The sequence below is a fragment of the Bradyrhizobium guangdongense genome, assembly GCF_004114975.1.
Classification (GTDB): Bacteria; Pseudomonadota; Alphaproteobacteria; order Rhizobiales; family Xanthobacteraceae; genus Bradyrhizobium; species Bradyrhizobium guangdongense.
Genome location: NZ_CP030051.1, coordinates 2446722 through 2470770, shown reverse-complemented (window position 1 = coordinate 2470770; position 24049 = coordinate 2446722). Strand labels below are relative to the sequence as shown.

At 62.2% G+C, this 24049-nt stretch carries 25 protein-coding genes and 1 pseudogene; 15 read left to right on the top strand and 11 right to left on the bottom strand.

Annotation, left to right across the window (positions count from 1 at the left end; genetic code table 11):
* Positions 1 to 60: 60 nt before the first annotated feature.
* Entirely contained in the window at positions 61 to 2799 is a 2739-nt protein-coding gene (locus X265_RS11770) for an EAL domain-containing protein (RefSeq protein WP_164938530.1), read from the bottom strand.
* 60 nt (positions 2800 to 2859) lie between these two features.
* Positions 2860 to 4098 carry a FecR family protein gene (locus X265_RS11765; RefSeq protein ID WP_128964969.1) on the bottom strand — a complete coding sequence of 413 codons (1239 nt, stop codon included), beginning with the start codon at positions 4096 to 4098 and terminating at the stop codon, positions 2860 to 2862.
* A 129-nt stretch (positions 4099 to 4227) separates the two neighbouring features.
* Here X265_RS11765 and X265_RS11760 point away from each other — a divergent pair, with 129 nt between their 5' ends.
* The 3 genes from X265_RS11760 (at position 4228) to X265_RS11750 (ending at position 7611) form a co-directional block, all read left to right on the top strand.
* On the top strand, positions 4228 to 6024 hold the full coding sequence (locus X265_RS11760) for a ShlB/FhaC/HecB family hemolysin secretion/activation protein (RefSeq protein ID WP_128964968.1): 1797 nt from the start codon (positions 4228 to 4230) through the stop codon (positions 6022 to 6024).
* 157 nt (positions 6025 to 6181) lie between these two features.
* Positions 6182 to 7012: an alpha/beta hydrolase gene (locus X265_RS11755; RefSeq protein ID WP_128964967.1), complete on the top strand. Its 831-nt coding sequence runs from the start codon at positions 6182 to 6184 to the stop codon at positions 7010 to 7012.
* Between the two features lie 278 nt (positions 7013 to 7290).
* Positions 7291 to 7611 carry a c-type cytochrome gene (locus X265_RS11750; RefSeq protein ID WP_128969223.1) on the top strand — a complete coding sequence of 107 codons (321 nt, stop codon included), beginning with the start codon at positions 7291 to 7293 and terminating at the stop codon, positions 7609 to 7611.
* Between the two features lie 159 nt (positions 7612 to 7770).
* Here the strand turns inward: X265_RS11750 and X265_RS11745 are convergent, their stop codons facing one another.
* The 4 genes from X265_RS11745 to X265_RS40415 form a co-directional block, all read right to left on the bottom strand.
* Positions 7771 to 8112 (bottom strand): phasin, encoded by a 342-nt coding sequence (locus X265_RS11745; protein ID WP_128964966.1) that lies wholly within the window; start codon positions 8110 to 8112, stop codon positions 7771 to 7773.
* Between the two features lie 136 nt (positions 8113 to 8248).
* The gene (locus X265_RS11740; protein ID WP_128964965.1) at positions 8249 to 8434 is read right to left on the bottom strand and encodes a hypothetical protein; all 186 of its coding nucleotides are present in this window, start codon (positions 8432 to 8434) and stop codon (positions 8249 to 8251) included.
* A 387-nt stretch (positions 8435 to 8821) separates the two neighbouring features.
* On the bottom strand, positions 8822 to 9286 hold the full coding sequence (locus X265_RS11735) for a hypothetical protein (RefSeq protein WP_244659491.1): 465 nt from the start codon (positions 9284 to 9286) through the stop codon (positions 8822 to 8824).
* Between the two features lie 32 nt (positions 9287 to 9318).
* Positions 9319 to 9477 carry a hypothetical protein gene (locus X265_RS40415; RefSeq protein WP_164938529.1) on the bottom strand — a complete coding sequence of 53 codons (159 nt, stop codon included), beginning with the start codon at positions 9475 to 9477 and terminating at the stop codon, positions 9319 to 9321.
* On the opposite strand from X265_RS40415, the gene X265_RS11730 reads away from it, so the two are divergent.
* The gene (locus tag X265_RS11730; RefSeq protein WP_128964964.1) at positions 9476 to 9832 is read left to right on the top strand and encodes a hypothetical protein; all 357 of its coding nucleotides are present in this window, start codon (positions 9476 to 9478) and stop codon (positions 9830 to 9832) included. The genes X265_RS40415 and X265_RS11730 overlap by 2 nt on opposite strands.
* 43 nt (positions 9833 to 9875) lie before the next feature.
* Here X265_RS11730 and X265_RS11725 read toward each other — a convergent pair whose 3' ends face one another.
* Both X265_RS11725 and X265_RS11720 read right to left on the bottom strand, forming a co-directional pair.
* Positions 9876 to 10439, bottom strand: a complete 564-nt coding sequence (locus tag X265_RS11725; RefSeq protein ID WP_128964963.1) for a hypothetical protein — start codon at positions 10437 to 10439, stop codon at positions 9876 to 9878.
* A 50-nt stretch (positions 10440 to 10489) separates the two neighbouring features.
* Positions 10490 to 11023 carry a GcrA family cell cycle regulator gene (locus X265_RS11720; protein WP_128964962.1) on the bottom strand — a complete coding sequence of 178 codons (534 nt, stop codon included), beginning with the start codon at positions 11021 to 11023 and terminating at the stop codon, positions 10490 to 10492.
* Positions 11024 to 11188: 165 nt separating this feature from the next.
* Between X265_RS11720 and X265_RS11715 the strand changes: the two genes are divergently transcribed.
* Entirely contained in the window at positions 11189 to 11797 is a 609-nt protein-coding gene (locus X265_RS11715) for a S24 family peptidase (protein WP_128964961.1), read from the top strand.
* 98 nt (positions 11798 to 11895) lie between these two features.
* Positions 11896 to 12165: pseudogene (locus X265_RS41300) on the top strand (hypothetical protein); the annotation flags it as partial.
* Between the two features lie 48 nt (positions 12166 to 12213).
* Here the strand turns inward: X265_RS41300 and X265_RS11705 are convergent.
* Positions 12214 to 13188 carry a quinone oxidoreductase family protein gene (locus X265_RS11705; protein ID WP_128964960.1) on the bottom strand — a complete coding sequence of 325 codons (975 nt, stop codon included), beginning with the start codon at positions 13186 to 13188 and terminating at the stop codon, positions 12214 to 12216.
* Positions 13189 to 13415: 227 nt separating this feature from the next.
* Between X265_RS11705 and X265_RS11700 the strand changes: the two genes are divergently transcribed.
* The 3 genes from X265_RS11700 (at position 13416) to X265_RS11690 (ending at position 16091) form a co-directional block, all read left to right on the top strand.
* The gene (locus X265_RS11700) at positions 13416 to 13616 is read left to right on the top strand and encodes a hypothetical protein (RefSeq protein ID WP_128964959.1); all 201 of its coding nucleotides are present in this window, start codon (positions 13416 to 13418) and stop codon (positions 13614 to 13616) included.
* A 142-nt stretch (positions 13617 to 13758) separates the two neighbouring features.
* Positions 13759 to 14706: an AAA family ATPase gene (locus tag X265_RS11695; protein WP_128964958.1), complete on the top strand. Its 948-nt coding sequence runs from the start codon at positions 13759 to 13761 to the stop codon at positions 14704 to 14706.
* 5 nt (positions 14707 to 14711) lie between these two features.
* A complete protein-coding gene (locus X265_RS11690; protein ID WP_128964957.1) occupies positions 14712 to 16091 on the top strand; it encodes a vWA domain-containing protein in 1380 nt (459 codons plus the stop codon).
* Between the two features lie 21 nt (positions 16092 to 16112).
* Here X265_RS11690 and X265_RS11685 read toward each other — a convergent pair whose 3' ends face one another.
* Positions 16113 to 16295, bottom strand: coding sequence for a hypothetical protein (locus X265_RS11685; protein WP_128964956.1), 183 nt, complete (start codon positions 16293 to 16295; stop codon positions 16113 to 16115).
* Positions 16296 to 16649: 354 nt separating this feature from the next.
* On the opposite strand from X265_RS11685, the gene X265_RS11680 reads away from it, so the two are divergent.
* Positions 16650 to 16871, top strand: coding sequence for a hypothetical protein (locus X265_RS11680; protein WP_128964955.1), 222 nt, complete (start codon positions 16650 to 16652; stop codon positions 16869 to 16871).
* Positions 16872 to 16976: 105 nt separating this feature from the next.
* Here the strand turns inward: X265_RS11680 and X265_RS11675 are convergent, their stop codons facing one another.
* Complete coding sequence (locus tag X265_RS11675) at positions 16977 to 18350, bottom strand: hypothetical protein (protein ID WP_128969221.1); 1374 nt, start codon at positions 18348 to 18350, stop codon at positions 16977 to 16979.
* Between the two features lie 319 nt (positions 18351 to 18669).
* On the opposite strand from X265_RS11675, the gene X265_RS11670 reads away from it, so the two are divergent.
* Genes X265_RS11670 through X265_RS11650 form a run of 5 tightly spaced genes read left to right on the top strand, consistent with a single transcriptional unit; the run spans position 18670 to position 24040 of the window.
* Positions 18670 to 19782, top strand: a complete 1113-nt coding sequence (locus tag X265_RS11670; protein ID WP_128964954.1) for a BMP family ABC transporter substrate-binding protein — start codon at positions 18670 to 18672, stop codon at positions 19780 to 19782.
* Positions 19779 to 20891, top strand: a complete 1113-nt coding sequence (locus X265_RS11665; protein WP_128964953.1) for an ABC transporter permease — start codon at positions 19779 to 19781, stop codon at positions 20889 to 20891. Before X265_RS11670 ends, X265_RS11665 begins: the two co-directional genes overlap by 4 nt.
* Positions 20891 to 21817 carry an ABC transporter permease gene (locus X265_RS11660; RefSeq protein WP_128964952.1) on the top strand — a complete coding sequence of 309 codons (927 nt, stop codon included), beginning with the start codon at positions 20891 to 20893 and terminating at the stop codon, positions 21815 to 21817. The genes X265_RS11665 and X265_RS11660 overlap by 1 nt, the downstream gene beginning before the upstream one ends.
* Positions 21818 to 21827: 10 nt before the next feature.
* Positions 21828 to 22511, top strand: coding sequence for a biuret amidohydrolase (biuH, locus tag X265_RS11655; protein ID WP_128964951.1), 684 nt, complete (start codon positions 21828 to 21830; stop codon positions 22509 to 22511).
* On the top strand, positions 22508 to 24040 hold the full coding sequence (locus X265_RS11650; RefSeq protein ID WP_128964950.1) for an ABC transporter ATP-binding protein: 1533 nt from the start codon (positions 22508 to 22510) through the stop codon (positions 24038 to 24040). Before biuH ends, X265_RS11650 begins: the two co-directional genes overlap by 4 nt.
* The last annotated feature ends 9 nt before the right edge of the window (positions 24041 to 24049 follow it).

Below are 24049 nucleotides of genomic sequence, written 5' to 3'. Positions count from 1 at the left end.
CACATGTGACGGGAGCCTGTGATGACGGGGGTGCGACCGTGAAACTGCTTTCCGAGCAGGTCACGCAGCGCTGACGGCTTCGATCTCAGCCGGCCAAAATTGTTTCTCGAAGGCTTCGGCAGGCATTGGACGGCCGAAGAAATAGCCCTGCCCTTCCTCGCATCCCATGCTGACCAGGAAGTCGGCCGTAGCGCGGTTCTCGATGCCTTCGGCAACGACGGTCAGACCAAGCTGTTTGCTCAGGCCGATGGTCGAGCCGACGATCGCGGCATCGTCGGAATTGGCGAGCAGACCTAGCACGAACGAGCGGTCGATCTTGAGCCCGTCGAGCGGAAACTTCTTCAGATAGCTCAGGCTCGCATAGCCCGTTCCGAAATCGTCGAACAGGATGCGGACCCCGAGCTGCTGGATGCGCTTGAAAATGTCGAGCACCCGAGCCTCGTCGTGCAACAGGATATCTTCGGTGACCTCGATCTCGAGCAGCGAAGGAGCTAACCCTGTCGCCTTCAGCAACTCCGCCACGGAATGCGCAAGATCACCCGATTGGAGCTGCGACGGCGACAGGTTGATTGCAACGCGCACGGCGTTGCCCGACAATTCCCACGCGCGTGCCTGGCGGGCGGCGGTTTCCATCACCCAGCTCGCGATCCGCTCGGACAACGCCGAGGTATTGACGACCGGCATGAACTCTCCGGGCGAGACGTAGCCACGCACCGGATGCCGCCAGCGGATCAGCGCTTCGGCTCCGACCAGACTGCCATCGATCAAGCGAACCTGAGGCTGGTAGAACAGCTCGAACTCACCACGATCGGCGGCAAGCGCCAGCTCGCTTTCCAGCGTCAGCCGGCTTTCCAGCTCCTGCCTGATCGCGCTCTCGAAAATCACGTGACTGCCGCGTCGCGTCAGCTTTGCCTTGGTCAACGCAAGATGGCCATTGCTCAGGAGATCGTCGGCGTTCTGTCCACCGTCCGGGTAGACGGCAACACCCATGCTGATCCTCACGCGATGTTGGCGCGTACCCGTTGCGAGCGGCGCCTCGAAGGCACGCGCGATCCGTTCGGCGAACGCGCCAATCGGCTCGCTTGCGCAATCCAGCGCAATCGCAAACTCGTCACCGCTGAGCCTCGCAATGATCGCCTTGCTGTCGGATTCGGCCCGCAGCCGCTCAGCCACGGCCCGCAGCACGAGGTCGCCGGCCGAGTGTCCAAGCATGTCGTTGATCTGCTGAAATCCGTCGAGCCCGAATACGAGCAACACGACCTTGGAAGATCGCCGTTCCGCTGCAGCGATCAGACCGACGAGGGCCGCCTGCAGCGTGTTGCGGTTGGCAAGCCCCGTCAGCGCATCATACTCGGCGAGATATCTGACGCGTTCGGCTTCGCGCTTGCGCACGGAAATGTCGCGCAAGATCGCGCCGTATTGGAACCCATCCGTTCCCTGCCAACCCGAGAAGCTTGCTTCGACCGGGAAGGTCTCGCCAGTCTTCCGCCGGCCCTCGAACTCGACCACCACAGCACCACCGGGGACCAGCAGGGCCTGGCGCGCAGCGTCTCGAATGGCGAAGGTCTTTGTGCCCGCTTCCGCAGGACTCGCACAAAGTGTCTCGAACGGGCGCCCGATCATCTCGGTCGGCATATAGCCGAAGATCGCGCTCGCGCCGGGATTCCAGACCGTGATCCGGTGCTCCTCGTCGGTGCAGACCAGACCATCGCCGAGCGACATCGCGATGCGATGAAAGCGGCTTTCGGCGATGCGTCCGAGCAGGCTGCGGAAATCGATCTCATCCAGCGCGATGGCCGTCAGATAGGCGACGATCGCGATGTGGAACAGCGACGTGTCAATCACGAACGGCCAATGCTGCTGCACGAGAACCGCCGTCAGCTCGATGGCTGCTCCAGCTGCAATCAGGATCGCGACGCGGACCCCCGGAGCGACACGGCGCCATGAATACATCATCAAGAGGCAGATGAGGCCGAGGCCAGCGATCATGCCGACATCCGACGTCCAGTGCAGCATGCGGTTCTGCAGCACCGATTCGGCCGCCAGGGCCTGCAGGACCGGCCCCGCGACGATACGGCCATTTGGGACACTGAAACGGTCGCCAAGTTCGAGTGCGGTGGCACCGACGATGACCTTCTTGCCTCTTATCTTCTCGAGCGCCGCGGCGTCCCCCCGCAGCACGTCGACATACGAAACGCTGGGAATGGATGTCGATTGAATACTGAAGTCGATCAGGAAAGGCGGTCGTCGATTGACGTCCTGCCCGGCAAGCACGATGGCCATCGAGGGCATTTGGACATCACCGAGCTTCTCGCCGACCGGGTAGCGGCGAACGAGCCCATCCGGTTCGATCGCGACATTGACGACGGCCGGCCACGATTGGTTGCTGAGGGGCTTGAGGGGACGGTTGATATGCGTCGCGCCGCCGTTTGGCGTCGGCTGCTTGAAGGACGGCAGGATCGTCGAGCCTCCGGCTTCTCGGAGCGCGGTGAGGAAGGCCTCGTCGGAGGCCGTATCCGATGGCGTGCTAAAGTCGATGTCGAAAGCTACGTCCTGAGCGCCAGCGGCCTCAAGCCTGTGCAGGAGGTCGGCATGCAGGCGACGCGGCCAGGGCCAGACGCCAACCTGATCGATCGAGGGCGTGTCGATCGCCACCACGACGACGTCGCCGCTGGCGATACGCGATTGCCATGCAAAGCGTAGATCCGTGAGCGCGTTGCGAAGCGAGCTGTGCCATCCCGTAGACAGCACGACCGCCAGCGCGATCACGACCAGGATATGCGGCCGATAGCGTTTCACCTTGCTCCCCTGCACCGGCGACGCTCGCCGCCAAGTGCCCCCTCACGATGACAGCCGAAATTAGTGATGCCTATTCCAACCGAAATGGTTGCCGTTGTTAGCGCCATTGCCAGCGTTTCCGCTATTGCCATTGCCGCTGCCATTGCCGGTGGCACCGCTGTTTCCGTTGCCGTTACCATTGCCGTTATTGGCGGTGTTACCGCTGTTGCCGCCATTTCCTCTGTTGCCGTTGTTTCCGCTCGGCGCATCCCTGGAGGAGCCGGCGGCGGCGACCGCCCCCGAGGGATTGGATGGCGTCGACGTGGAGCTCGCTGCGGCGTTACTGCTACTCTCTGTCATCGCCGTGACGGCCGAGCTGTTGCTCGCGGTCGTCGCCCCCGACTTGCCGTCGCCCCACACCGTGTCGGTGCTGGCGTTCGCATTACGCACCCGCCCCGGCGCGATGGCCTCATGGGCAAGCCCATGCGTGACCTTGTGGAAGTTCAGCTTGACCTCGCCAAGCGAGTTCGAGATGCGCACCACGCCGGCCTTGGGCGCATGAGCTCCAACGGCCTGACGCAATGGGGTCGGCGTGCCGGCTGTCTTAGTGCCCTTGTCGATCAGACCAAGCGCATGAATGGTATGACCGTCCGCCGCGTTGCGCGGCGCCGATAGACCCGACTTCGGCACGGGGACGCGCTCGATCGTCGAGGCGCGCGGCTTGCCTTGCTCGATAGGATTGAGCGTACCTCTGCCATTCAGACGGAGACCCGGCGCGCCGTGCTCGAAAGCGGTGGCCACCTGTCCCGGCATGACCTGAGCGACCTGGCCGGTTCTGAAATCGGAGACTTCAACTTGGCCGCGCAGCACGCCGACTTTGGTGCTTCCTGCACCCACCGTGACGCTGAAATGCGTTCCCTTGACGACGGCGGCGAGATAGGGCGTCTCGACCTCGAAATGCTTGACGTTGCGCTTTTCGACCTCGAGCAGGATCGAGCCGGCCCGCTGGATGATGGTGGTGGAAAGTCCCTCCTTCTTCTCGGCCGGCAAGCCGACGACCGAGTTGGGAGAGATCAAAATAGTCTCTTCGCCACGAACGAGCAGTACGCGCCCGTTGCGCCCGGTGCGAATGGTATCGCCCGGCTTGAGACTCTCTTCCTGGTTCAAGGACACCTGTTGGGCGCCGCTGGTGGCGAGCCAGACCTCGCCCGACGACTTGCTGACCGACCAGACGCCGTCATCCGCAGCGGATGCGCCGGCCGCCATTCCCAGGATCAGCGCTGCCAGCAAGGCGCACTGCATTCCAATTCGGACAATCATGACGGACCCCAGCCTGAGTTACTGCGAGCCTGATGCGTATCCGAAATCATTCAAGATTGGCTTAGCAGCAACCGGGGAGTCCCGCGGGCGCGTTAACCGATCATTGACCATAAAAAACTATGAAAAATCATGCGGCTACCAAATCGTGACCGGCACCTGGAGCTTTCCCCGTCGAACTACGGAGAACACCCCGCGCGCGGCGCGGCCGGACGGTATCTGGTTGCCGCACTGATGCTACTTGCGCCGATATTTGCCGGAACCTCACAAGCGGTGGCGCAACAGGCTCACCAGCCGGGCTTCGATCCTCGCCAACCCGAGAAATACTTCGAAAACCAAACCGAGCAGGAATCCTTAAGCCGCCCCGCAGTGAAGCTGCCGTCGGTCGGCCAACCCAAAACCGGCGGCGATACCAGACCACAGTTTGTGCTGCGCAGCATCACCGTCGGCGGCGCCCACGCCATCCCGCACGATAGCATCGCCACCACTTACCAGCCCTATCTCGGCAAGCAGGTCTCGCAAGCCGACCTGGCCGCGATCGCCGGTGCGATCAGCGATCTCTACCGCGCGCAGGGCTTTCATCTGAGCCGCGCGATCGTGCCTGCTCAGGACATTGCCGACGGCCGGGTCCGGATCCAGGTGATTGAAGGCACCATCGTTGAGGCCAACCTGAAAGGCGACGACGCTGAGCAGTTCGGCGTGAGGCCGATGCTCGGGCCGGTGCTGGCCGAACGGCCGTCGCGCCTCGCAACAGTCGAGCGCCAGCTGTTCCTCATCAACGGCAGGCCGGGTGTTCGGATCACCGATACTGCGCTGGAGGAAATCGGCGGTACGACCGGTCGCTTCCGCCTGACAGTCTATCTCAAAACGTGGCACGTCTTTACCTCGTTCGGCCTGGACAATCTCGGCTCGTCATCGGTCGGTCCCTGGCAGAGCTATGCGACCGGCGCGTTCAACTCCTACCTCGCCCCCGGCGACACGCTAGCCGTCAACCTGTCGACGATTGCCAACGACCCGCGCGAGCTCGGCTTCGGACGGTTGTCCTATGACACGCCGGTCGGAGTCGATGGCGTGCGCCTTGGTGCATCCGTCCTCTACAGCGCGGTCCGGCCCGGCGATGCGCGTCGCCTCGCCAGCGACATCACTACGACCGAGGCGTTCGAGCTGCGCGCCAGCATCGTCCCTCTACAGTCGCAGTCTTCCTCGCTGGTCCTGACTGCGGCGACGACCTTCAGCAACGTCTCGGAGCACGATGTTTACGGCCCCTGGTACAACGATCACATCAGGACTGCGAGTCTGACTGCCGATTACCGGCTCCAGGACGGCTTCGGCGGCATCAACTACGCGACGATGACCTTTCGCCAGGGCCTCGACGTTTTCGGCGCCTCGCATTTCGAGGACGATCTGTTGTCGCGTGATGGTGCGGCCTCGAACTTCTCGGTACTGAACTTCTGGTTCACACGCTACCAGACCCTCAACGACGCATGGTCGCTCAAGCTGGCTGCGGCGAGCCAGACCGCGTCACGTCCGCTGTTCACTTCGCAGCAATTCTATCTCGGCGGCGCCGCCTTCGGCCGCGGCTATGGTGCGGCAGAGATCAGCGGGGACAACGGCCTTGCCGGCTCGCTCGAACTGCGATTCGACCAAAAGCTCAATTTCCGCTACTGGAGCGGCTACCAGCTCTACGCCTTCGGAGACGCCGGCGCGGTCTGGAACGACGGCTACCGGCTGAGCGAGGGCCTGGCCCTGACGTCCGCCGGTGCCGGCGTGCGGTTTTTCCTGCCCCAGGATCTCCAAGTAGATTTCGGCGTAGCCGTGCCCTTGAGCTACCGGGCGCCGGATAATGAGCGCCGCAGCCCGCGTTTCCTCTTCACCCTGTCGAGCGCCTTCAGGCTTTGCCCTGAACGCGGCAGGAACGGCTGTCTCTAGTCGCGCAGTCGTCGCCTGGAACGAGCCCATTGGGGCCGTCCCCAAGAGACTTGCCCCCAAGAGACTTGCCTAAATTTAATCCGGTAACGTGCTCACGATCGCTCGATCCGGCGGTTTTCAATAGCCATGTTCAGTCAAAAGTGATTGAGACGGAACCATGAAGAGGGTGTTCGCAATTCTTGCCTTCCTCTGCATCCTTGCAGTGGGCCAATACATCGTCGTCAGCAAATTTGCGATCCGGCACGAGACGCTGTCCCTGTTCGATGCTTCGCGCCATAGGCCTATCTCGGTCGAAATCGCCGTGCGGCGCGACTACGAGAACAAGGCCAATCTCGGCCTTTGGAAGCTGCCGGTCGCCGTTATCAGCAACGGCAACACCGTCAAGGCGACCGAGTATTCGTTCCTTGCCAACGTCCTTGCGGCCCGCGGCTATCTGGTCGCCAGCATCCAGCAGGATCTGCCGAGCGACCCGCCCCTGATGACGCATGTCGGCCAGCAATATGTCGGCCGCCGCGAGGTCTATATGCGCTGCGAGGCCAACATCCTCTTCGTGCTGAACACGCTGAAGGGACGGCAGGAGAATGCCGACTATGACCACCTCACACTGGTTGGCCATTCCAACGGCGGCGACGTCTCTATGTATGTCGCCAAGCAGCATCCCGAGCTGGTGTCGAAGGTGATTACGCTCGACAACCTGAGAGTGCCCTTCGTCCTCAACGACCGCATGAAGATCCTGTCGTTCCGCTCCAAGGATCCGCATTTCGTGACCGACCCCGGCGTGCTGCCGACGCCGGAAGAGGCCAAGGCGCGCGGTATCGACATCATCCATACCGGGGCGCAGCACACCGAGATGAGCGATCGGGGTCCCGAATCGGTCAAAGAGAAGATCCAAGCGACGCTCGACCGCTTCCTGCGGGACAGCGCCAGCAGCGCGCTGGCGCCGGCCGATACGACCAGCCCGATGATCATGAATCCCGGCGACTACTAGCCTCCGCGCTTTGCGGCAGATCAACGCAACTGCCCCCGGCCGCGATAGAAAGGCTGCAGCACAAGCGTCGGAGAGGCACGTGTCGCACTATACTCAAAGGCTGGATACCGAAAGCCTTGGCCTGCCCCCGGCGAGGGTGCCGGGATTGGTTAGGCATCTCTATCGCTCGGCCCGCAGACTGCTGCGGTCAATCATTGCCCGCATCGACCTCTCGCAATTTCCGGGATCGTGCTGCGGCTAAGTACACGGTCCGCGGTGAAATTTACGCAGGTGATCAGATGCGCGAACACTTGAGACAAATTTGGTTTCTGCTCGCGACAATGTCTGGCCTCGGCGTGTCGCCTGCTTTCGCAGCTGATGCCAATCACGGGGCTGATCTTGCCCGGCGCTGGTGTGCGAGCTGCCATGTGGTCGCGAGCGGCCAGACCCAGGCCAGCGCCGACGTGCCTTCCTTCGCATCGGTTGCGCGCAAGCCCGATTTCAGCGCGGAGAGACTCGCCTTTTTCCTGCTCGACCCGCATCCAAAGATGCCGAACTTTCCCCTGAGCCGGACCGAAGCCGCCGACTTGGCGGCCTATATCGGATCGCTGCGGCAGTAGCCCGCGCCGCGCCCTCAAAACGCAAATTGCTGTCAGGCGAACCGACAGGGATCAGCAGAAACATGATGAATGGCGGATGGCGCACATCCAATGGCCCACTATGGACCTGCACCGCGAGAAGCGGGAACCCAACCAGGACTTACTTGTCGGGCTAGATCATCAAGACTTGCCCTTGCCCGACTGCATGAAGTTGCCGGTCATCTGGCGCATGTGATCGCCGGCATTGGTAAACTGACTGCGCAGGAAATCGGATTGGATTCGCATCGCTTCCTGAAGATCGGTTGCATGAACCAGCTTGCGGGCATGTTCGAACGCCGCCTTCATGTTCTGCTCGGTGAACGCGAGCGCCTGTTTGGACACATCCGCACCCGTGCCGGGAACAGAGGATATCGATTTGGTGGCGGCATCGAAAAACATTCCGAATGCCTTCTCCGCCTGGTCGATCGTCTTCTCGGCCAGGTCGCGCAGTTCTGCCGGAACTTCGAGCTTCGGTTCGATCATGGTCGCTCTCCTCCCTTTATCCTGACTGACTATCACATTTGTCGCACTATCATCCAGCGGCCAGGCTCTCCCGGGAGCCGGCCGGTCTGCCTCGGGCCTAAAAGCTGGACAAAGCGCAACCTCGGCGCGGCCGAGTTCAAGACACGGGAAGTTCGGGGAGGGTTTCGTCGGTGACGAGGTCTTCAACTAGCTTGATGACCTCGAAGCGCTGGCGGGGCGCCAGCTTGAGAAAGGCTCGCAGCAGGCGGAGGCTCTCGACGGTGCTATTCGCGGGGGCGCCGAGTTTGAGATGCAGTTCAGCCGCGAAATTGAGGTTTTTCATCTCGCACCTATCACAGGACTCGGCCTTTCGGGGTCGTACGTCGGAAGCCCGATCAAGGACCGGACGTCGTCACCAACGCCATGGCGACGACAAAATCAAGGTCGCAACATCCCAGCATCTTGCACCGCTGGGCCACGCATCTGAACAGACTTGGGCCGACCGGTAAGTTGCAACTATGGCAAGGAGCAACCGATCCGGCAAGCTCAACCGTAATACGCAGCGATGCTTCGCCAGCATCGCGCCACAACAATTCCGGATAACAGGACTACCCGCCGCCGTCACCCACCTGCGTCAAGAAGCAGCATCAGTGGTCACGGCCCAGGCAGCTGTCAATTCGACCAACGTTTCAAGTCGTTTCCCGGATGATCGGAAACTGGCAAGCGCGGACTAGCGCTTCCTCAGCGTATACACGTAATTGTTGAGCCCTATCTCGGCGGTTGTATCGTCCACGAAGTGAATGTCGATCTCGCACCCGGTCTCCAACGTCCTGATACGCGCCGCGGTGAAGCCGAGCGAAACGGCGAGCGCCTTCGGATCGGCCTTCGCGTCAGCATGCTGCATCTCGTCGAATGCTCCCTGGAAGATCATTTCGGGACCGTAGTCCGTCACTTTGTATTGCGGCTTCACACAGGCAAAGGGGCGCGGACCAGAGATTTCCCTGGCTTTCAGAACGACCGTCTTGCCGATCAGTCGCGCGCGCTCCGCATCGTCGGGTTTGCGGTGCGGATCAGCCCACGGCGCCACCACGGCCGTCGTCAATGTCCAACTTCCGACATAAAACGGATCAGTGGCCATGGCGGGACCGACGCGGCTGAGAGATGCGAACAAACAAATAGCGTAGGTCAATTTCATTGGATGGTCCCTGATCTTTCGGCTTGGACTCGCTACCCCGCATCATGGTTCATCAGCACCCGATATTTCTCGTGCTGTGAACCGTCGTTCAATATCCCGCGACCAAGCGTTGCGAAACGGCCACGCAGATCACGAGCGCCCTGGCTGATGGACTGTTCGATCGGGCGCGCGTCAGCAAAGGACGACGGCATGCTTTCTCGCTGCGATCTCATCAAGGGCGCCGCGGTTGCGCTTCTCACACTTTCGACACAGGGCGCATGGGCGCAGGAGATCAAAATGAACCTTTTCAAGGTCGTTACCATCAAGGACGAGATCATTATCGGCTTGTCGCCCGATGAGCTCCAGGCGCTCGGCGGAAACGACGCCAGTGCGGTCGCGCACGCACTCGCCCAAAAGGGCGATCTCACCGTCTGGCAGTACAACGTGCACCGCGGACAGAACGGCGAAATGCGACAGGCGCCCACCGCGAAGATCGGCCTGCTGGCCAACGCCTCGCTCCGCGTCGAGCCCTACACCACGCCCTATCAGATCATGCCGCATCCGTAAGAGGCGGAAGGTCTGCCGGCGGTACACCCCGCCGGCGCCTCATTCAGCGCCGCCGGACCGACGCATCCGTCGCAAAACCGTAAACCAGCGCCAGCCGATCGAGGCATTCGCGAAACCGCCGTGCGAAATAGTCGTTCCAGCGCTGGGTGCGGACGGCGCGGCGCTGCCCGATCTGGTCCATGGTCAAGCCCAGGACCAGCACGTCATGCACCAGGGCTGAGCCGTCGGTGCCAAGCTCGCGCTCGACCCGGTTCAGCCGCAGCACAGCCTTTCGCTGGCTCTCGGTCACAAGCTCGCGAGAGCGCGTGCCGTCGACATATTCCCGGGTCGGATCCATGGCCTGAGGCCCCCGCTCAGCCTTTTCCCAATCATTCTGATAGGCGCGGCCACCCCGATATTGCGCCTCATCGATCTGGTGGTGCGAATGCAACCGGGCGAGCGGATCGTTGCGGATCGACCGCATGGCGATGATCTTCTCGTCCAGATCGAGCGCCAAGGGATTGTCGATCTCGACCTCCGCCCGTTCCGCATTGAAAGGCAGGTCGCGCGATCGCCGGTCGTGAAGGCCGGTCAATTTGTAGGACGTATTGCGTCTGGCACGGGGCACTCGGAGACTCCTTGCGAATTGACGTGAGAAGGGACGCTGGGCCGCGCAGGTCAGGCCGCAGAGACCAGTCGCAGCACGACCGTGCCCATGGCTTGGCCGGACGGGGTGCCGGGGCCGCGGGTCAGGCGCAAATGCGGCGCGCAATAGCTCGAGCCCGGCTGACGCGGATGACCGCAGAAACTGATCCCCTCTCCCTCCTTGTCGCCGCCATACGGATAGTGGCAATCGCCTCGCTCGAGCTCGAGCAGCGTGATCAAGCGCGGCCGGACCCCGACACAACGCAATTTGACTGGTTTGGCGGGCTTCTGCGCTGATAGCGGCGGCAGGGTCAGGCCCGGCAACGCGCCGCGACGTTGCGGGAGCGGACCGAGGTCGCCCGGCAAGGAGGGCACGATTGACGGACCTGCCATCCGTCCGGGCGCGGCAAGCCCGAGCCGCTTGGCACGACCGGCCACTGCATTGCGCGTGTAAGCCGTTCCAAACCTTGCGTTAATCTGTCTTCCGATCTCCGCATATGACAGACCTTTGAGAAAATAGTCGCGAAGCGCGTCGGAATGCTCCGACGGCCAATGGCCCAGTTCCATGCTGCTGTCCTGTGATGCGCCCCCGATCGCACGATCCGAGGCGGATCACACATTCCGTTATTCCGAATGCTAAAGTCAAGGCTAGTTTCTGATATTCATAATTGCATCAATTCCGAATTTCGGATTACAAGAGGCGGGGAGCCATGGGCAATCGAGGGAATCACCATGTTGGACGTTGCGATGATCGAACGGGGCCTGGAGAAGACGGGCAAGAGCAAGGGCGGACTGGCGGCCGCCATGGGCGTACGCCCGGGCGCGGTGTCTGAGATTCTCGGCGGCGAACGCCTGGTGAAGGCCTCGGAAATCATTCCGATCATGGAATATCTTGAGCTGAACCTCGCGCCGATCATGGGCCGCGTCGGAGCCGGGGCCGTGATCGAGCCGGATTACGAGCAGGTTCCGCCGGAGGGACTCGGCGACATCACACTGCCCTTCCCGATCATGGAAGAAACCATCGCCTTCGAGATCGTCGGCGATTCAATGTTGCCCAAATACGAAAGTGGGGACGTGATCGTGGTCTACAAGGACCAACGTCATCCGCTGTCGAGCTTCTACGGCGAAGAGGCCGTCGTTCGGCTCAAGACCGGCGAACGTTATCTGAAGACCATCGAACGGGGCAAATCCCCCTCTGTGGTCAACCTCACCAGCTTCAACGCCAAGCCGATCGTCGGCGTAAAGCTCGACTGGGTTGGAGAGATCTGCCTGTCGATGCCCAAAGGCCAGCTTGAGCGGCTGCGCGCCAAGTCGGCCCGCCCGCGCAAGAAGGGCCGGTAGGGGGCAAGGATTTCCGATTTTTGGAAATCAACCTGATCTAATTCCATTTTTCAGACATACTCTGCCGCGCACCGGCCTGGGGCGCGGCAGATTGCTTCATGCAGTATTTCGTCGTGATGATCGACTACGGGCGGCGCTGCCGCGAAACGATCGTCGACCCCGAGATCACCAGGCGCAAGGTGGTCTCCCGCGTCAGCTCCGGGGAACACCAAAACATCTCGTTCATTCACGAAATCGCGGAAAATTCCATCAAGGACGTGACCGAAGCGATTTTAGCCGAGGCTGCCCTTCCCGAAATCCCGTCTGAAGACATCAATCTCCAGGCCAGCCATCTCGATCACGCCCGCGACCTGCGCAAGCACGAGCGCGGACATGACGCAGGTGTGAGCGGCCCCGCGTCATCGTCCAGCAGACCATCACACTGTGAGAACCGTCGAGCCAATGGTCTTGCGCGCGGCGAGATCGGCATGCGCCTTGGCGGCATCCTTCAGTGCATAAGTCTGGTGCACCTCGATCTTGACCGCCCCGGACTTGACGACGTCGAACAGTTCGTTCGCCATCGCGACCAGGTTCTCGCGCTTCGCCGCATAAGTGAACAACGTCGGCCGGGTGACATAGAGCGAGCCCTTCTGCGCGAGCAGACCGAGATTGAGCGGCTCGACCGCACCGGAGGATTGGCCAAACAGAGCGACTACTCCGAGGGGCGCGAGGCAGTCCAGCGACTTCAGGAACGTGTCCTTGCCGACGGAATCATAGACCACCGGGACCTTCTTGCCCCCGGTAATCTCATCGACGCGCTTCACAAAGTCCTCGCGGCTGTAGATGATGACGTGGTCGCAACCATGTGCCTTGGCGAGCTTTGCCTTCTCGTCATTGCTGACGGTGCCGATCACGGTTGCCCCAAGATGCTTGGCCCACTGGCTTAGGATCAGACCGACGCCGCCCGCGGCTGCGTGCAGCAGAATGGTGTCCCCGGCCTTCACGCGATAGGTCTGCCGGATCAGATATTGTGTGGTCAGTCCCTTCAACATCATCGCGGCCGCGGTCTTGTCGTCCACACCATCAGGTAGCTTCAAGAGCCGATCCGCGGGGATCAGCCGCGCCTCGGAATAGGCGCCGAGCGGCGAAGCTCCATAGGCGACGCGATCGCCCGGCTTCACATCCGTCACGCCCGGCCCGACCTCCTCAACAACCCCAGCTGCCTCGCTGCCAAGCCCGCTTGGCAACTGCGCTGGATAGAGACCCGACCGGTTGTAGATGTCGACGAAGTTGAGACCGACGGCGGTATGGCGGACGCGCGCCTCGCCCGGCCCCGGCTTGCCGACGCTGACTTCCTCCCAAACGAGAACTTCCGGACCGCCGGTCCTGTGAAAACGAATAGCGTGGGTCATGGGCGTACTCCCTTATCGTTGCAGTGGAAGTCCGAGAAAAGCGGACCGGCCAGAGAAGATAGGCATTTGGTCCGCCCGCTACAGTCCATATACGTAACTAGAATGTCACAGCCGAGCGCAAATCTCGGCTGTTCCGCCTCTGTTCGAAAGAGTTGATGACAGAATTTGCGGCGTCAAGCAGTAGCCTCTGCGCGGGATTTGGGGGTCGCCTGCGAAGGAGAGCCGAGATGCCAGCCTATGTACAGCATCATCAGGATATCGAAATCGCGCCCGTGAATTGCCCGACGTGCATGGGGTTCCTGCCGATGTATGTGCGCGAGGTCGAGCCGCATTGGAGCCTTGCCAAGATCGACTTCATCTATGAATGCGCCGATTGCGGCGCCGAGGTGAGACAGACGATCCGCAAGCCGGAATTGCTTCGGAACTGACCGCGAAGGCGCCGCCCAAATATTTGCGCTGAGCGGAAAAAACGTCATTCACGCGGAGCTGGCCTCTCCCAAACGAGGCTTGTTCTTTGCCGGGAACGCAGGCAGAACAAGCCTCAAGCAAAACCTTTGGGAGCGCCCTTTCGTGGCTGATCAGAAGGCCTCGACGTCGATCGAGGCAGTGGAGAATGGCCTCGCCGCGCAGGGCTATATCGCGAGCCGGCAGATCGCAACCGCCGTCTATTTGTCGCAACAGATCGAAAAGCCGATTCTTGTCGAGGGACCTGCTGGTGTCGGCAAGACCGAACTGGCCAAGGCGATCGCGGCTTGGCGCGGCAAGAAGATGATCCGCCTCCAATGCTACGAAGGTCTCGACGAAGCCAAGGCGCTTTACGAGTGGAAATACGCCAAGCAGCTTCTCTATACGCAGATCCTCAAGGACAAGCTCGGCGAAGTCCTTGGCGGCGCGCAGACGCTGCACGCCGCCCTCGACCAGCTGCATGATTTCGGCGACGTATTCTTCTCCAAAGACTTCGTCGAGCCGCGCCCCCTGCTCCAGGCGCTGGAGCAGCCGGGCGGCTGCGTGCTGCTGATCGACGAAATCGACAAGTCGGATGCCGAATTCGAATCGCTGCTGCTGGAAATCCTCTCCGACTTCCAGGTCACGATCCCCGAGCTCGGTACGGTCTCGGCGATCACACCACCAACGGTGATCCTCACCTCCAACAGCGAACGCGATCTCGGCGACGCCTTGAAGCGGCGTTGCCTGCATCTGCATGTCGGCTTTCCCGAGCAGCGACTTGAAGAACGCATTGTCGAGAGTCGCGTGCCCGGCATCTCTCATACGCTGCGCCGGCAGATGGTCGGCTTCATCCATGAGATCCGTTCGCTTGACCTGAAGAAACTGCCATCGGTGAGCGAGACCATCGATTGGGCGCGCGTGCTGGTGCTGCTCCAGGCTTCCGAGCTCGATACCGAGATGGTCAAGGACACCCTCAACGTGCTCCTGAAATACGAGGCTGATATCGAGGCCGCAGCACCGCAAATCACGACCTTCATTGCCAAGGCGGCACGGTCCAACGTCTTCGGTTGACGCCGATGCGCGAGAACCTTCATCGTTTCTTTAGGGCTGCGCGCGGCGCCGGTGTCCACGTCTCACCCGCCGAAAGCATCGATGCGATGCGTGCGGTCGCGCAGGTCGGTCTGACCGACCGCGCTATCTTGCGCGATGCGCTGCTCCTGACGCTCGCCAAATCGCAGGACGAGAAGCTCGCGCTCGGCGACTGCTTTGATCTGTTCTTCAGCCAGCCCGAGCCGCCGCCGGAGCAACCCGAAGCCAGCAACAATGACGATGCCTCGCCGAATGCGGACCAGCCTCCCTCTTCTGACCCGGCCGGCGACCCGGGCGGAGGCCAGCCGATCGAAGGACTTGGCCCGCTCGCCCAGATGCTGCTGTCGCAGGACCGCAACGCCATACAAGCCGCGATCGCCAGCGCATCCGGCGCGGCGCCCCTATCCGATATCCGCTATTCCACCCAGCGCGGCATCTTCTCCAGCCGCATCCTCGATGCCATGGGTCTCCAGCGCTTGCGCGACGATCTCGACGATCTGACCGCGAGCAATCCGGCACTGGCGGAGCGCCTGCGGACCGGACTCGATGCCTTACGCGATGCGGTGCGCGACACCGTCTCGCAAGGACTTGCGCTCTATGCCCGCGAGGAGGCCGAAAATCTCCGCAACGAGATCCTGCGCAACGCACCGCTCGCCCGCATTGAACGGCGGCAGATCGCTGAGATGCGCGCCCTGATCCGGCAAATCGCGCGCCGCCTGCGCGAGCGTTACTCGAAGCCACGCAAGCGCCAGCGCCGCGGCCATCTCGACGTCCGCCGAACGCTTCGCCGCAACGCTGCCTGGGGCGGCGTCCCCTTCCTCACCGCATGGAAGCGCAAACACCGCGACCGGCCGAAGATCGTGGCGCTGTGCGACGTCTCCGGTTCGGTTGCGCAGGTCTCGGATTTCTTCCTGCTCCTGGTCCACTCGCTGCATGAGGTGGTCGACGACGTCCGCTCCTTCGCATTCTCCTCGCATCTGATCGAGGTCAGCCCGATCCTGGAGAAGAAGTCACCCGAGGAGGCAATGGCGGAGATCATGTCCAAGGTCGGATTCGGCTCCTCCGACTACGGTTCTTCGCTGGTCGATTTCGAAAAGGATTTCATGAGCACGCTGACGCCGCAGACCACGGTCATCGTGCTCGGCGATGCCCGCAGCAACAATCTCGACCCGCGCGCCGATATCCTGCGGCGCATCTCCGAGCGCTCAAAGCGACTGGTCTGGCTCAATCCCGAAGGACGGCTCGCCTGGGGCTTTGGAGATTCCGAGATGCCGCGCTACGCGACCTTCTGTAGCGTGGTGCGCCAATGCGCCACCGCGCAGCAACTCGAGCGCGCCGTCTCCGACATCGTTGCGACCTACCAGTAAGTCCCGGGTTCCCGGGGAGCGTCAGCTTCGTACAAGCTCTGTGTGGTCGGTATTGCACTCGCGAAAGTGATAGGCAATTTCGTCGAGCGCGCGCTGTTCCCATTCCTCAGCCTGCGTGAGCCAGAAAACCCGGCGCTCAAAATCGAGCGCGGCGCGCTCACGGCACAGGGATTCCTGACTGCGAATCTCCACCAGCCTGTTCATGCACTCACACTCCTTGTCGTGTGAAAGCCATTCCCCGCAAATCAGCGTAGCAGAGTCACAAAGCGCGCGTCTCATTCCTTGCGTGCATATCGCGCCGCGAAATGGGACAGCAGCGCTTCCCGTGCACCGCATTCGTCGCAACGCAACATCAAATCAGAATCATCAATTAGTGATCTGTAATCGGGACGATCTACGCGTCCGATCAATCTTTAACCTTTGTGGCGCAACGGCGTGAGGCAATTCGTGAAGGGTGGTTCTAAACCGCTCACCGAATTCCCGACTCATTGTCGTCGCATGGTGTTCATGCGGCGCCGCTAACAGGGGCGCGCGAACATGACTATCGCTTGAGGCAACATGAGCAACGACGTGGACTTCGATCTTTCACCGGACCAATGGGCGGCGCTGCGTGCGCTTCGTAATCCAGTGTCGAGCGGCCGCCTCTCGAAGGCCTATCTCCTCGAAGATCTCGTCAAGCTCGGACTCGTCGTGATTCACGACGGCACGCCCGCGATGACCGCGACCGGCCGCAAGGCGCTGGTACGTGGCTCGTGCCGGCTCCTCGACGTCGCTGCATGACGTCTGCGCTGCGCAGAGCGGAAGGCAATCTTGACTGCACTGAGTCGGCCAAGGCTTTCGAAGACAGCGAGCTGATGGGCTTGACCGCCAGAGGCCTCTCGCGGATCAGTCATTCCACCGGAGGAGCGGCGTTCCATACGCTCTCCTCCAGACCGACAGAAAGCGTGGAAACCAGGAATGGGCCACCGCGCCTTGATAGGCCCAGGTGCGATATTTCAGCCCCTGCTCCGAAATTAATTCCTGATAGCCACCATAGATCTCAGTCGCGGTGCGGATGTCCTTCAGAATCGCTTGCGCGCAGGCCCGGTAGGTTTCGTTGCCGGCGTACTCGTCGAAGTCCAGCATGCGATCGGCGAACTCGACGTTGAAAGTCGGCCACGATGATCTCCCCTGATAGGCCGGTGCCGCAATCGTGTGGATGATCTTGTTGCGCGGATTGTCCGCCGACACCAGGAAGTGGAACGTGCTGGGGATGCGGAAGCGCGGCTCGGCGATGATCAAATCCGCCGTGGCCGCGAAAAATGCGCGCTCGCTCGCATCGTTCATATTCCAGAAGCCGCGATGCACGCCGACGAAATCGAGCGCGACCAGGGATGAGGGCGTGCCCGCCGGCCCATCCAGCGAATGTCTGATATAGCCGTCTCTCCCGAACAGGCTGAGCAGATCCTGCTTGTACTGCGCGAGGTCGCGCCCGAGCAGCCGCTTCAGCTCGTTCTCTTCGACCAAGCCGAGTTGCACGCCCCACACGAAAGTCGTGTACACGCAGGCATTGGTGACGAAACGCCGACGTTCGGCGCGGGTGTCGGTTGCCGCAGAGCGCGGCCGACTGGCGTCACAGAGCAAATATCTCGTGCCCTGAACATCGAACGGCTCGAGTTCGCCGGCAAGCTTTAGGATTGCGCGCTTCAGGTCGCCGCCATATTCGACCAGCAACAGGCGCCCGGCATGGGCGCATTGCGACATCGCCAGATGAGACGACCCCCGCTCCTCGGCGGAGAGCATCTGCTGGAGACCGGCCAAAATGCCCAGCAGCGTATCCGAGGGCCGCGAAAAATAGTTCACGCCGAGATACCGACCGCGCCCTGCCGGAACGATGGTTGTCGTGATGACGCCGGCGCGAGCCGCCTCCAGCAGCAGGCGAACGCTTTTTTCCAGAAGGCGCGCCCGCCGCACCGCGTCTTGCTCATCCATGATGGTCTCTGGGTCGAGAACATCAGGATAGAACCAGGCAAAGTCGCGTGGATAGTAGGCTGAGGCGTGCGGCGCACCTGTGACAAGGAACGCCTCGGAGAGCGAAAACGCGCTTTCCATCGCGTAACGATAGAGGTCCTCGATGAGCGCCGAAGAATGTTGCGACTTTCTCAGGAGCCGATCACCGAGAAAGTTGACCGCCTGAAGGGCGTTGGCGACGAGGGTAGCGGCCAGGCCTTGGTAAAATCGATTTCCACGATGTGACGGCAAGGAAATATCGCTGCTGATACGGGCCGGGGGATCTCGGCGACGGCGGGGTACCGCGCCATACGTGATTGATTCGTATCTCACCCCGATGACGTCCCGGCGCAGCGGCAAGGCTGCTCAACACAATTGCATACAACGAGATTATTGCGCCTAATATTTCATCATAAGCATCTCTGATCAAGATTCGGTCAATGAAGAAACATATTTTATTTCAAACGCTTAGATGAAGATGCCCTCCCCCTAACCTCTGGCACGAAGCTTGCGACATCCTGTCCCGGGCTTCGTCAGACCGGCGTCGCCGCGAGGTTGAGGCGGTCCATTCCGCCAAGGGGAGCAAGCAATGGATTTAGGCAGGATTTCACGACGACACTTGTTGAAGGGCGGCGCCGCCCTCACCCTCGGCGCAGCGGCCGGCGCCCGTCCGACCTTTGCGGCCGAGACGACCATCGGCTTCATCTATGTCGGCTCACGCGATGACTACGGTTACAACCAGGCGCACGCACAAGGCGCGGCGGCACTGAAGAAGATTCCCGGCCTCAAGGTCGTCGAGGAAGAGAAGGTGCCGGAGACCGACGCGGTCGAGAAGACGATCGAGTCCATGATCAATCTCGACGGCGCGACCCTGCTCTTCCCGACCTCGTTCGGTTACTACAATCCGCACATGGTCAAGATGGCCACCAAGTACCCGAAGCTTCACTTCGAGCATTGCGGCGGCCTCTGGACTGACAAGGACCCGAAGAATGCCGGCAGCTATTTCGGCTATATCGACGAAGCCCAGTACATCTCCGGCATCATCGCCGGCTACACCTCCAAGAGCGGCAAGCTCGGCTTCGTCGCTGCCAAGCCGATTCCGCAGGTGCTGCGCAACATCAACGCCTTCGCGCTAGGCGCCAAGCTCGCCAATCCCAAAGCCACCACCCAGGTCATCTTCACCGGTGACTGGTCGATGCCGGTCAAGGAAGCCGAGGCCACCAACAGCCTGATCGACCAGGGCGTGGACGTGCTGACCTGCCATGTCGACGGCCCGAAGACGATGGTCGAGAACGCCGCGCGCCGCGGCGCCTTCGTCTGCGGCTATCACACCAACCAGTCGCCGCTGGCGCCGAAAGCCTATCTCACCGGCGCCGAATGGAATTGGGAGGCGCTCTATCCGAAGTTCGTCAAGATGATCGCCGCCGGCGAGAGCATCCCGAACTTCTATCGCGGTGGCCTCAAGGAAGAGATCGTCAAGACCTCGCCTTACGGCGAAGCCGTGTCCGCCGAGGCGCGCAAGCACGCCGACGACATCAAGGCCAAGTTCCTGTCGGCAGAGGGCTACGCCATCTTCAAGGGCGGTCTCGTCGACAACAAGGGCAAGACGGTGATCGCGGCCGGCACCGATCGCGGCCAGAAGGATCCCGAGCTCGAGAAGATGGACTATCTCGTCGAAGGCGTGATCGGAGCGACTTCGTGACGACGGAAGCTGCGGAGTCCGCCGAAGCGGTCGGGGCAGTTGCCCCGGCCGCCGACGCCGATTTTCTGCAACGCCATGGCGGCACCATCGAGTACATCCTGATTCCCGGCGCGGCGCTGGTCGGCGCACTCGCGGTCTTCGGCATCTTCGTCGCAATGTCCGGCAAGAACCCGCTCGACCTCTATTTCTACATGTACTACGGCGCGTTCGGCACCTGGTTCTCCTGGCAGAACACGCTGACGCGTGCTGCGCCTCTCATCCTCACCGCACTTTGCACGGCGCTGCCGGCGCAGCTCGGCATGGTCATCATCGGCGGCGAAGGCGCACTGCTGATCGGCGCATTGTCGGCGACCAGCGCCGCACTCGCGCTTCAGGGTCTTCCGCCGCTGGCGATCCAGATTGCGATGGTCTGCGCCGGCGTGATTGGCGGCGGCTTGTGGATCATGCTGGCAGGCGCGCTGCGACAATATCGCGGCGTCAACGAGACGATTTCGAGCCTCTTGCTCGTCTACATCGCGCTCGCGATCCTCAATCATCTCGTGGAAGGCGCCATGCGCGATCCCGCGAGTCTCAACAAACCGTCCACGCGCGAGATCGGCGCCGCCAACATGATCGGCTCGATCCCCGGCACCGACATACATTGGGGGCTCGTGTTCGGCCTGATCGCCGCGATCGCCGCCTACATCCTGATCTATCACACCGTGTTCGGCTTCGCCGCGCGCGTTGCCGGAGGCAACATCCGCGCTGCAAGAATCGTCGGTCTCGGCGTCAGCAAGCTGATCCTCACCATCTGCTTTCTCGCCGGAGGCACCGCGGGTCTTGCCGGCATGGTCGAGGTCGCAGCAGTGCAGGGCCGCACCAACGCCAATCTCGCCGCCGGCTATGGCTTCACTGGCATCCTTGTCGCCTTCCTCGCGCGGCAAAATCCGCTTGCGATCATTCCCGTCGCGATCCTGCTCGGTGGTATCAGCGCCAGCGGCGGCCTGTTGCAGCGTCGCCTGGGGCTTCCCGATGCATCCGTGCTGGTGCTCCAGGGCATCATCTTCGTCTTCGTGCTAGCCAGCGACGCGCTCTACGGGCGCATCGGTTTGTTGAAAGGCAGGTCCTGATGGCAGACGGATCGATCGGACTCTGGACAGTCCCATTGGCCGTGCTCGGCGGCGCCATTCGCGTGTCCACCCCCTTCCTGTTCGTGAGCCTGGGGGAATGCATCACCGAGCGTTCGGGCCGCATCAATCTTGGCCTCGAGGGCACGCTGGTGATGGGCGCGATGAGCGCCTATGGCATTTCCTATCTCACTGGATCGCCCTGGCTCGGCGTACTTGCCGCAGGCATCACCGGCGCGCTGCTGGGCGCGCTCCATGCCGGCATCTGCTCGCTGCCACGGGTCAACGACGTGGCGGTCGGCATCGCCTTGATGCTGTTCGGCACCGGCCTCGCGTTCTATCTCGGCAAACCGCTGATCGAGCCGACCGCGCCGCGGCTGCCTGCGATCGATTTCGGCTGGTGGAGCGACATCCCGCAAGTCCGCGCCGCGTTGCGCGTCAACGTGCTGTTCCTGATCGGCGTCGCGCTCGCGCCGGTCCTCTGTTGGGCGTTCCGCACGACACGCTGGGGTCTTCTCATCCGCACCGCTGGCGAAAGCACTGATGCCGCGCGCGCGATGGGTCACTCCGTACTGCTGATCCGCCTGCGCGCCACCATGGTCGGTGGCTTCCTTGCCGGCATCGGCGGCTCGTTCCTGTCGCTGTTCTACCCAGGAAGCTGGAACGAGGGACTCTCGTCCGGCCAGGGCATCACGGCAGTGGCGCTGGTGATCTTCGCACGCTGGGATCCCCTGCTCTGCTTGTGGGCCTCGCTTGCCTTCGGCGGCGCCGCGGCACTTGGGCCGGCGCTGCAGTCGGTCGGCGTTACATCAGGCTATCACCTCTTCAACGCCGCGCCCTACATCCTGACGCTGGCGATCATGATCATCACCTGCTCGCCGAAGCGCACCCTGACCGGAGCCCCGGCGGAATTGTCAATCACCCGCTAGAGAGCAAATCATGCCCGAGCGCTACATCAAGTCCGAGCCTTATGCGTGGCCATATAATGGTGATCTCCGCGCCCAAAATACCGCGCTCATCATCATCGACATGCAGACCGATTTTTGCGGCGTCGGCGGGTATGTCGACAAGATGGGCTACGACCTGTCGCTAACGCGGGCGCCGATCGAGCCGATCAAAAGAGTGCTCGCTGCGATGCGCAAGCAGGGCTTTCATATCATCCACACCCGCGAAGGCCATCGCCCGGATCTCTCCGATCTTCCCGCCAACAAGCGCTGGCGCTCGCGCCAGATCGGTGCCGGCATCGGCGATCCCGGTCCCTGCGGCCGCATCCTGGTGCGCGGCGAGCCCGGCTGGGACATCATCGAGGAACTTGCACCCTTGCCCGGCGAGCCTGTTATCGACAAGCCCGGCAAGGGCTCGTTCTGCGCAACCGATCTGGAATTGATCCTGCGCGTGCGCGGCATCGAGAACATCGTGCTCACCGGCATCACCACCGACGTCTGCGTCCACACCACCATGCGCGAGGCCAACGACCGCGGCTTCGAATGCGTGTTGCTGCAAGACTGCTGCGGCGCGACGGACAAGAGCAATCACGAGCACGCGCTCAAGATGATCAAGATGCAGGGCGGTGTGTTCGGCGCGGTCTCCACCTCCGAGGCCTTCATCGGAGCGATTTCGTGATCATCGGCGAAATGCCCGCGCCAACAGGCGCCTTCGGCCTCGACGCCATCGCCATGACCATGCGCTTTGGCGATTTCCTGGCGCTGGACAATGTCGCACTGAAGGTGCGGCCGGGCTCGTTCCATGCGCTACTCGGCGAGAACGGCGCCGGGAAATCGACCCTCGTCAAATGCATCATGGGCTACTACCACGCGACCGAAGGCGACATCCTCATCGGCGGCCACGAACAGGCGATCGCCAACCCGAAAGATGCGCACGCGCTCGGTCTCGGTATGGTCTATCAGCACTTTACGCTGGTGCCGGCCATGACGGTGGCCGAAAATCTGGTGCTGGCGCGCGACGATGTGCCGGCCGTGGTGAACTGGCCGAAGGAGATGAAACAGCTCGAGGCATTCCTGGCGCGGATGCCCTTCAAGGTGCCGCTCTCCGCGAAGGTCTCGGATATCTCCGCAGGTGAGCGGCAGAAATGCGAGATCCTCAAGCAGCTCTATCTGAAGCGGCGCTTCCTGATCCTTGATGAACCCACCTCTGTGCTAACGCCGGCCGAAGCCGACGAGGTGCTCGGCATGCTCCGCGACATGGTCGTCAGAGGCGAGCTGACCATTTTGATGATCACGCACAAGTTCCGTGAGGTCATGGCCTTCGCCGACGAGGTCACGATCCTACGCCGTGGCAAACTCGCCGGAGCCGGCAAGGTTTCCGAGCTGACACCGGATGCCATGGCGCGCACCATGATCGGAGCCGAGGAGCTCACGGTCCAGCCGGCGCGCACCGGCGAAGCCGGCCAGGCGCGCCTTGAGCTTTCAAAGCTCCGCGCGGTCGACGATGCCGGCGCCATCGCCGTCCATGACGTGTGCCTCACCGTGCGCGCGGGCGAGATCGTCGGCATCGCGGGCGTCTCCGGCAACGGCCAGCGCCAGCTGGTCGAGGTCCTGGCCGGCCAGCGCGAGGCCGAGGGCGGCGAGATCCGCATCTCTGGCGATTCCTATCACGCCAACCGCGAGGAGATGCGACGCCACAAGATGTCGCTGCTGCCCGAGGAGCCGCTCAAGAACGCCTGCGTCGGAGGCATGAGCGTGGCCGACAACATCGCGTTCCGCGAGTTCGACCGCGCTCCCTTCGCCAGCGGCGGTTGGTGGCTCAACCGCGGCGCTTTCCGCGACGAGGCGAAGAGGAAGATCGGCCAGTACAAGATCAAGACCCGCACGCCCCAGACACCGATCTCGGCGCTGTCGGGCGGGAATGTTCAGCGCGCGGTGCTCGCCCGCGAACTGGCGGGCGATGTCGAGGTGTTGATTGCAGCCAATCCATGCTTTGGCCTCGACTTCGCGGCCGTGGCACAGATCCACGCCGAGATCATGGCTGCGCGCAACCGCGGCGCGGCGGTGCTGCTGGTCAGCGAGGATCTCGACGAATTGCTCGAATTGTCTGACAGGCTGGTGGTGATGTTCCACGGCGAATTCGTGTATGAAGCACGAACCAGCGAGGCCGATCTTACCGTGGTCGGCCGGCATATGGCGGGGCACTGACCAGGGAGT

Excerpts from the sequence above, each read along its gene's own strand:
- X265_RS11765 (WP_128964969.1), bottom strand. The coding sequence starts at position 4,098 with ATGATTGTCCGAATTGGAATGCAGTGCGCCTTGCTGGCAGCGCTGATC.
- X265_RS11760 (WP_128964968.1), top strand. The coding sequence starts at position 4,228 with ATGCGGCTACCAAATCGTGACCGGCACCTGGAGCTTTCCCCGTCGAAC.
- X265_RS11755 (WP_128964967.1), top strand. The coding sequence starts at position 6,182 with ATGAAGAGGGTGTTCGCAATTCTTGCCTTCCTCTGCATCCTTGCAGTG.
- X265_RS11750 (WP_128969223.1), top strand. The coding sequence starts at position 7,291 with ATGCGCGAACACTTGAGACAAATTTGGTTTCTGCTCGCGACAATGTCT.
- X265_RS11745 (WP_128964966.1), bottom strand. The coding sequence starts at position 8,112 with ATGATCGAACCGAAGCTCGAAGTTCCGGCAGAACTGCGCGACCTGGCC.
- X265_RS11740 (WP_128964965.1), bottom strand. The coding sequence starts at position 8,434 with ATGAAAAACCTCAATTTCGCGGCTGAACTGCATCTCAAACTCGGCGCC.
- X265_RS11735 (WP_244659491.1), bottom strand. The coding sequence starts at position 9,286 with ATGAAATTGACCTACGCTATTTGTTTGTTCGCATCTCTCAGCCGCGTC.
- X265_RS11730 (WP_128964964.1), top strand. The coding sequence starts at position 9,476 with ATGCTTTCTCGCTGCGATCTCATCAAGGGCGCCGCGGTTGCGCTTCTC.
- X265_RS40415 (WP_164938529.1), bottom strand. The coding sequence starts at position 9,477 with ATGCCGTCGTCCTTTGCTGACGCGCGCCCGATCGAACAGTCCATCAGC.
- X265_RS11720 (WP_128964962.1), bottom strand. The coding sequence starts at position 11,023 with ATGGAACTGGGCCATTGGCCGTCGGAGCATTCCGACGCGCTTCGCGAC.
- X265_RS11715 (WP_128964961.1), top strand. The coding sequence starts at position 11,189 with ATGTTGGACGTTGCGATGATCGAACGGGGCCTGGAGAAGACGGGCAAG.
- X265_RS11705 (WP_128964960.1), bottom strand. The coding sequence starts at position 13,188 with ATGACCCACGCTATTCGTTTTCACAGGACCGGCGGTCCGGAAGTTCTC.
- X265_RS11700 (WP_128964959.1), top strand. The coding sequence starts at position 13,416 with ATGCCAGCCTATGTACAGCATCATCAGGATATCGAAATCGCGCCCGTG.
- X265_RS11690 (WP_128964957.1), top strand. The coding sequence starts at position 14,712 with ATGCGCGAGAACCTTCATCGTTTCTTTAGGGCTGCGCGCGGCGCCGGT.
- X265_RS11685 (WP_128964956.1), bottom strand. The coding sequence starts at position 16,295 with ATGAACAGGCTGGTGGAGATTCGCAGTCAGGAATCCCTGTGCCGTGAG.
- X265_RS11680 (WP_128964955.1), top strand. The coding sequence starts at position 16,650 with ATGAGCAACGACGTGGACTTCGATCTTTCACCGGACCAATGGGCGGCG.
- X265_RS11670 (WP_128964954.1), top strand. The coding sequence starts at position 18,670 with ATGGATTTAGGCAGGATTTCACGACGACACTTGTTGAAGGGCGGCGCC.
- X265_RS11660 (WP_128964952.1), top strand. The coding sequence starts at position 20,891 with ATGGCAGACGGATCGATCGGACTCTGGACAGTCCCATTGGCCGTGCTC.
- biuH (WP_128964951.1), top strand. The coding sequence starts at position 21,828 with ATGCCCGAGCGCTACATCAAGTCCGAGCCTTATGCGTGGCCATATAAT.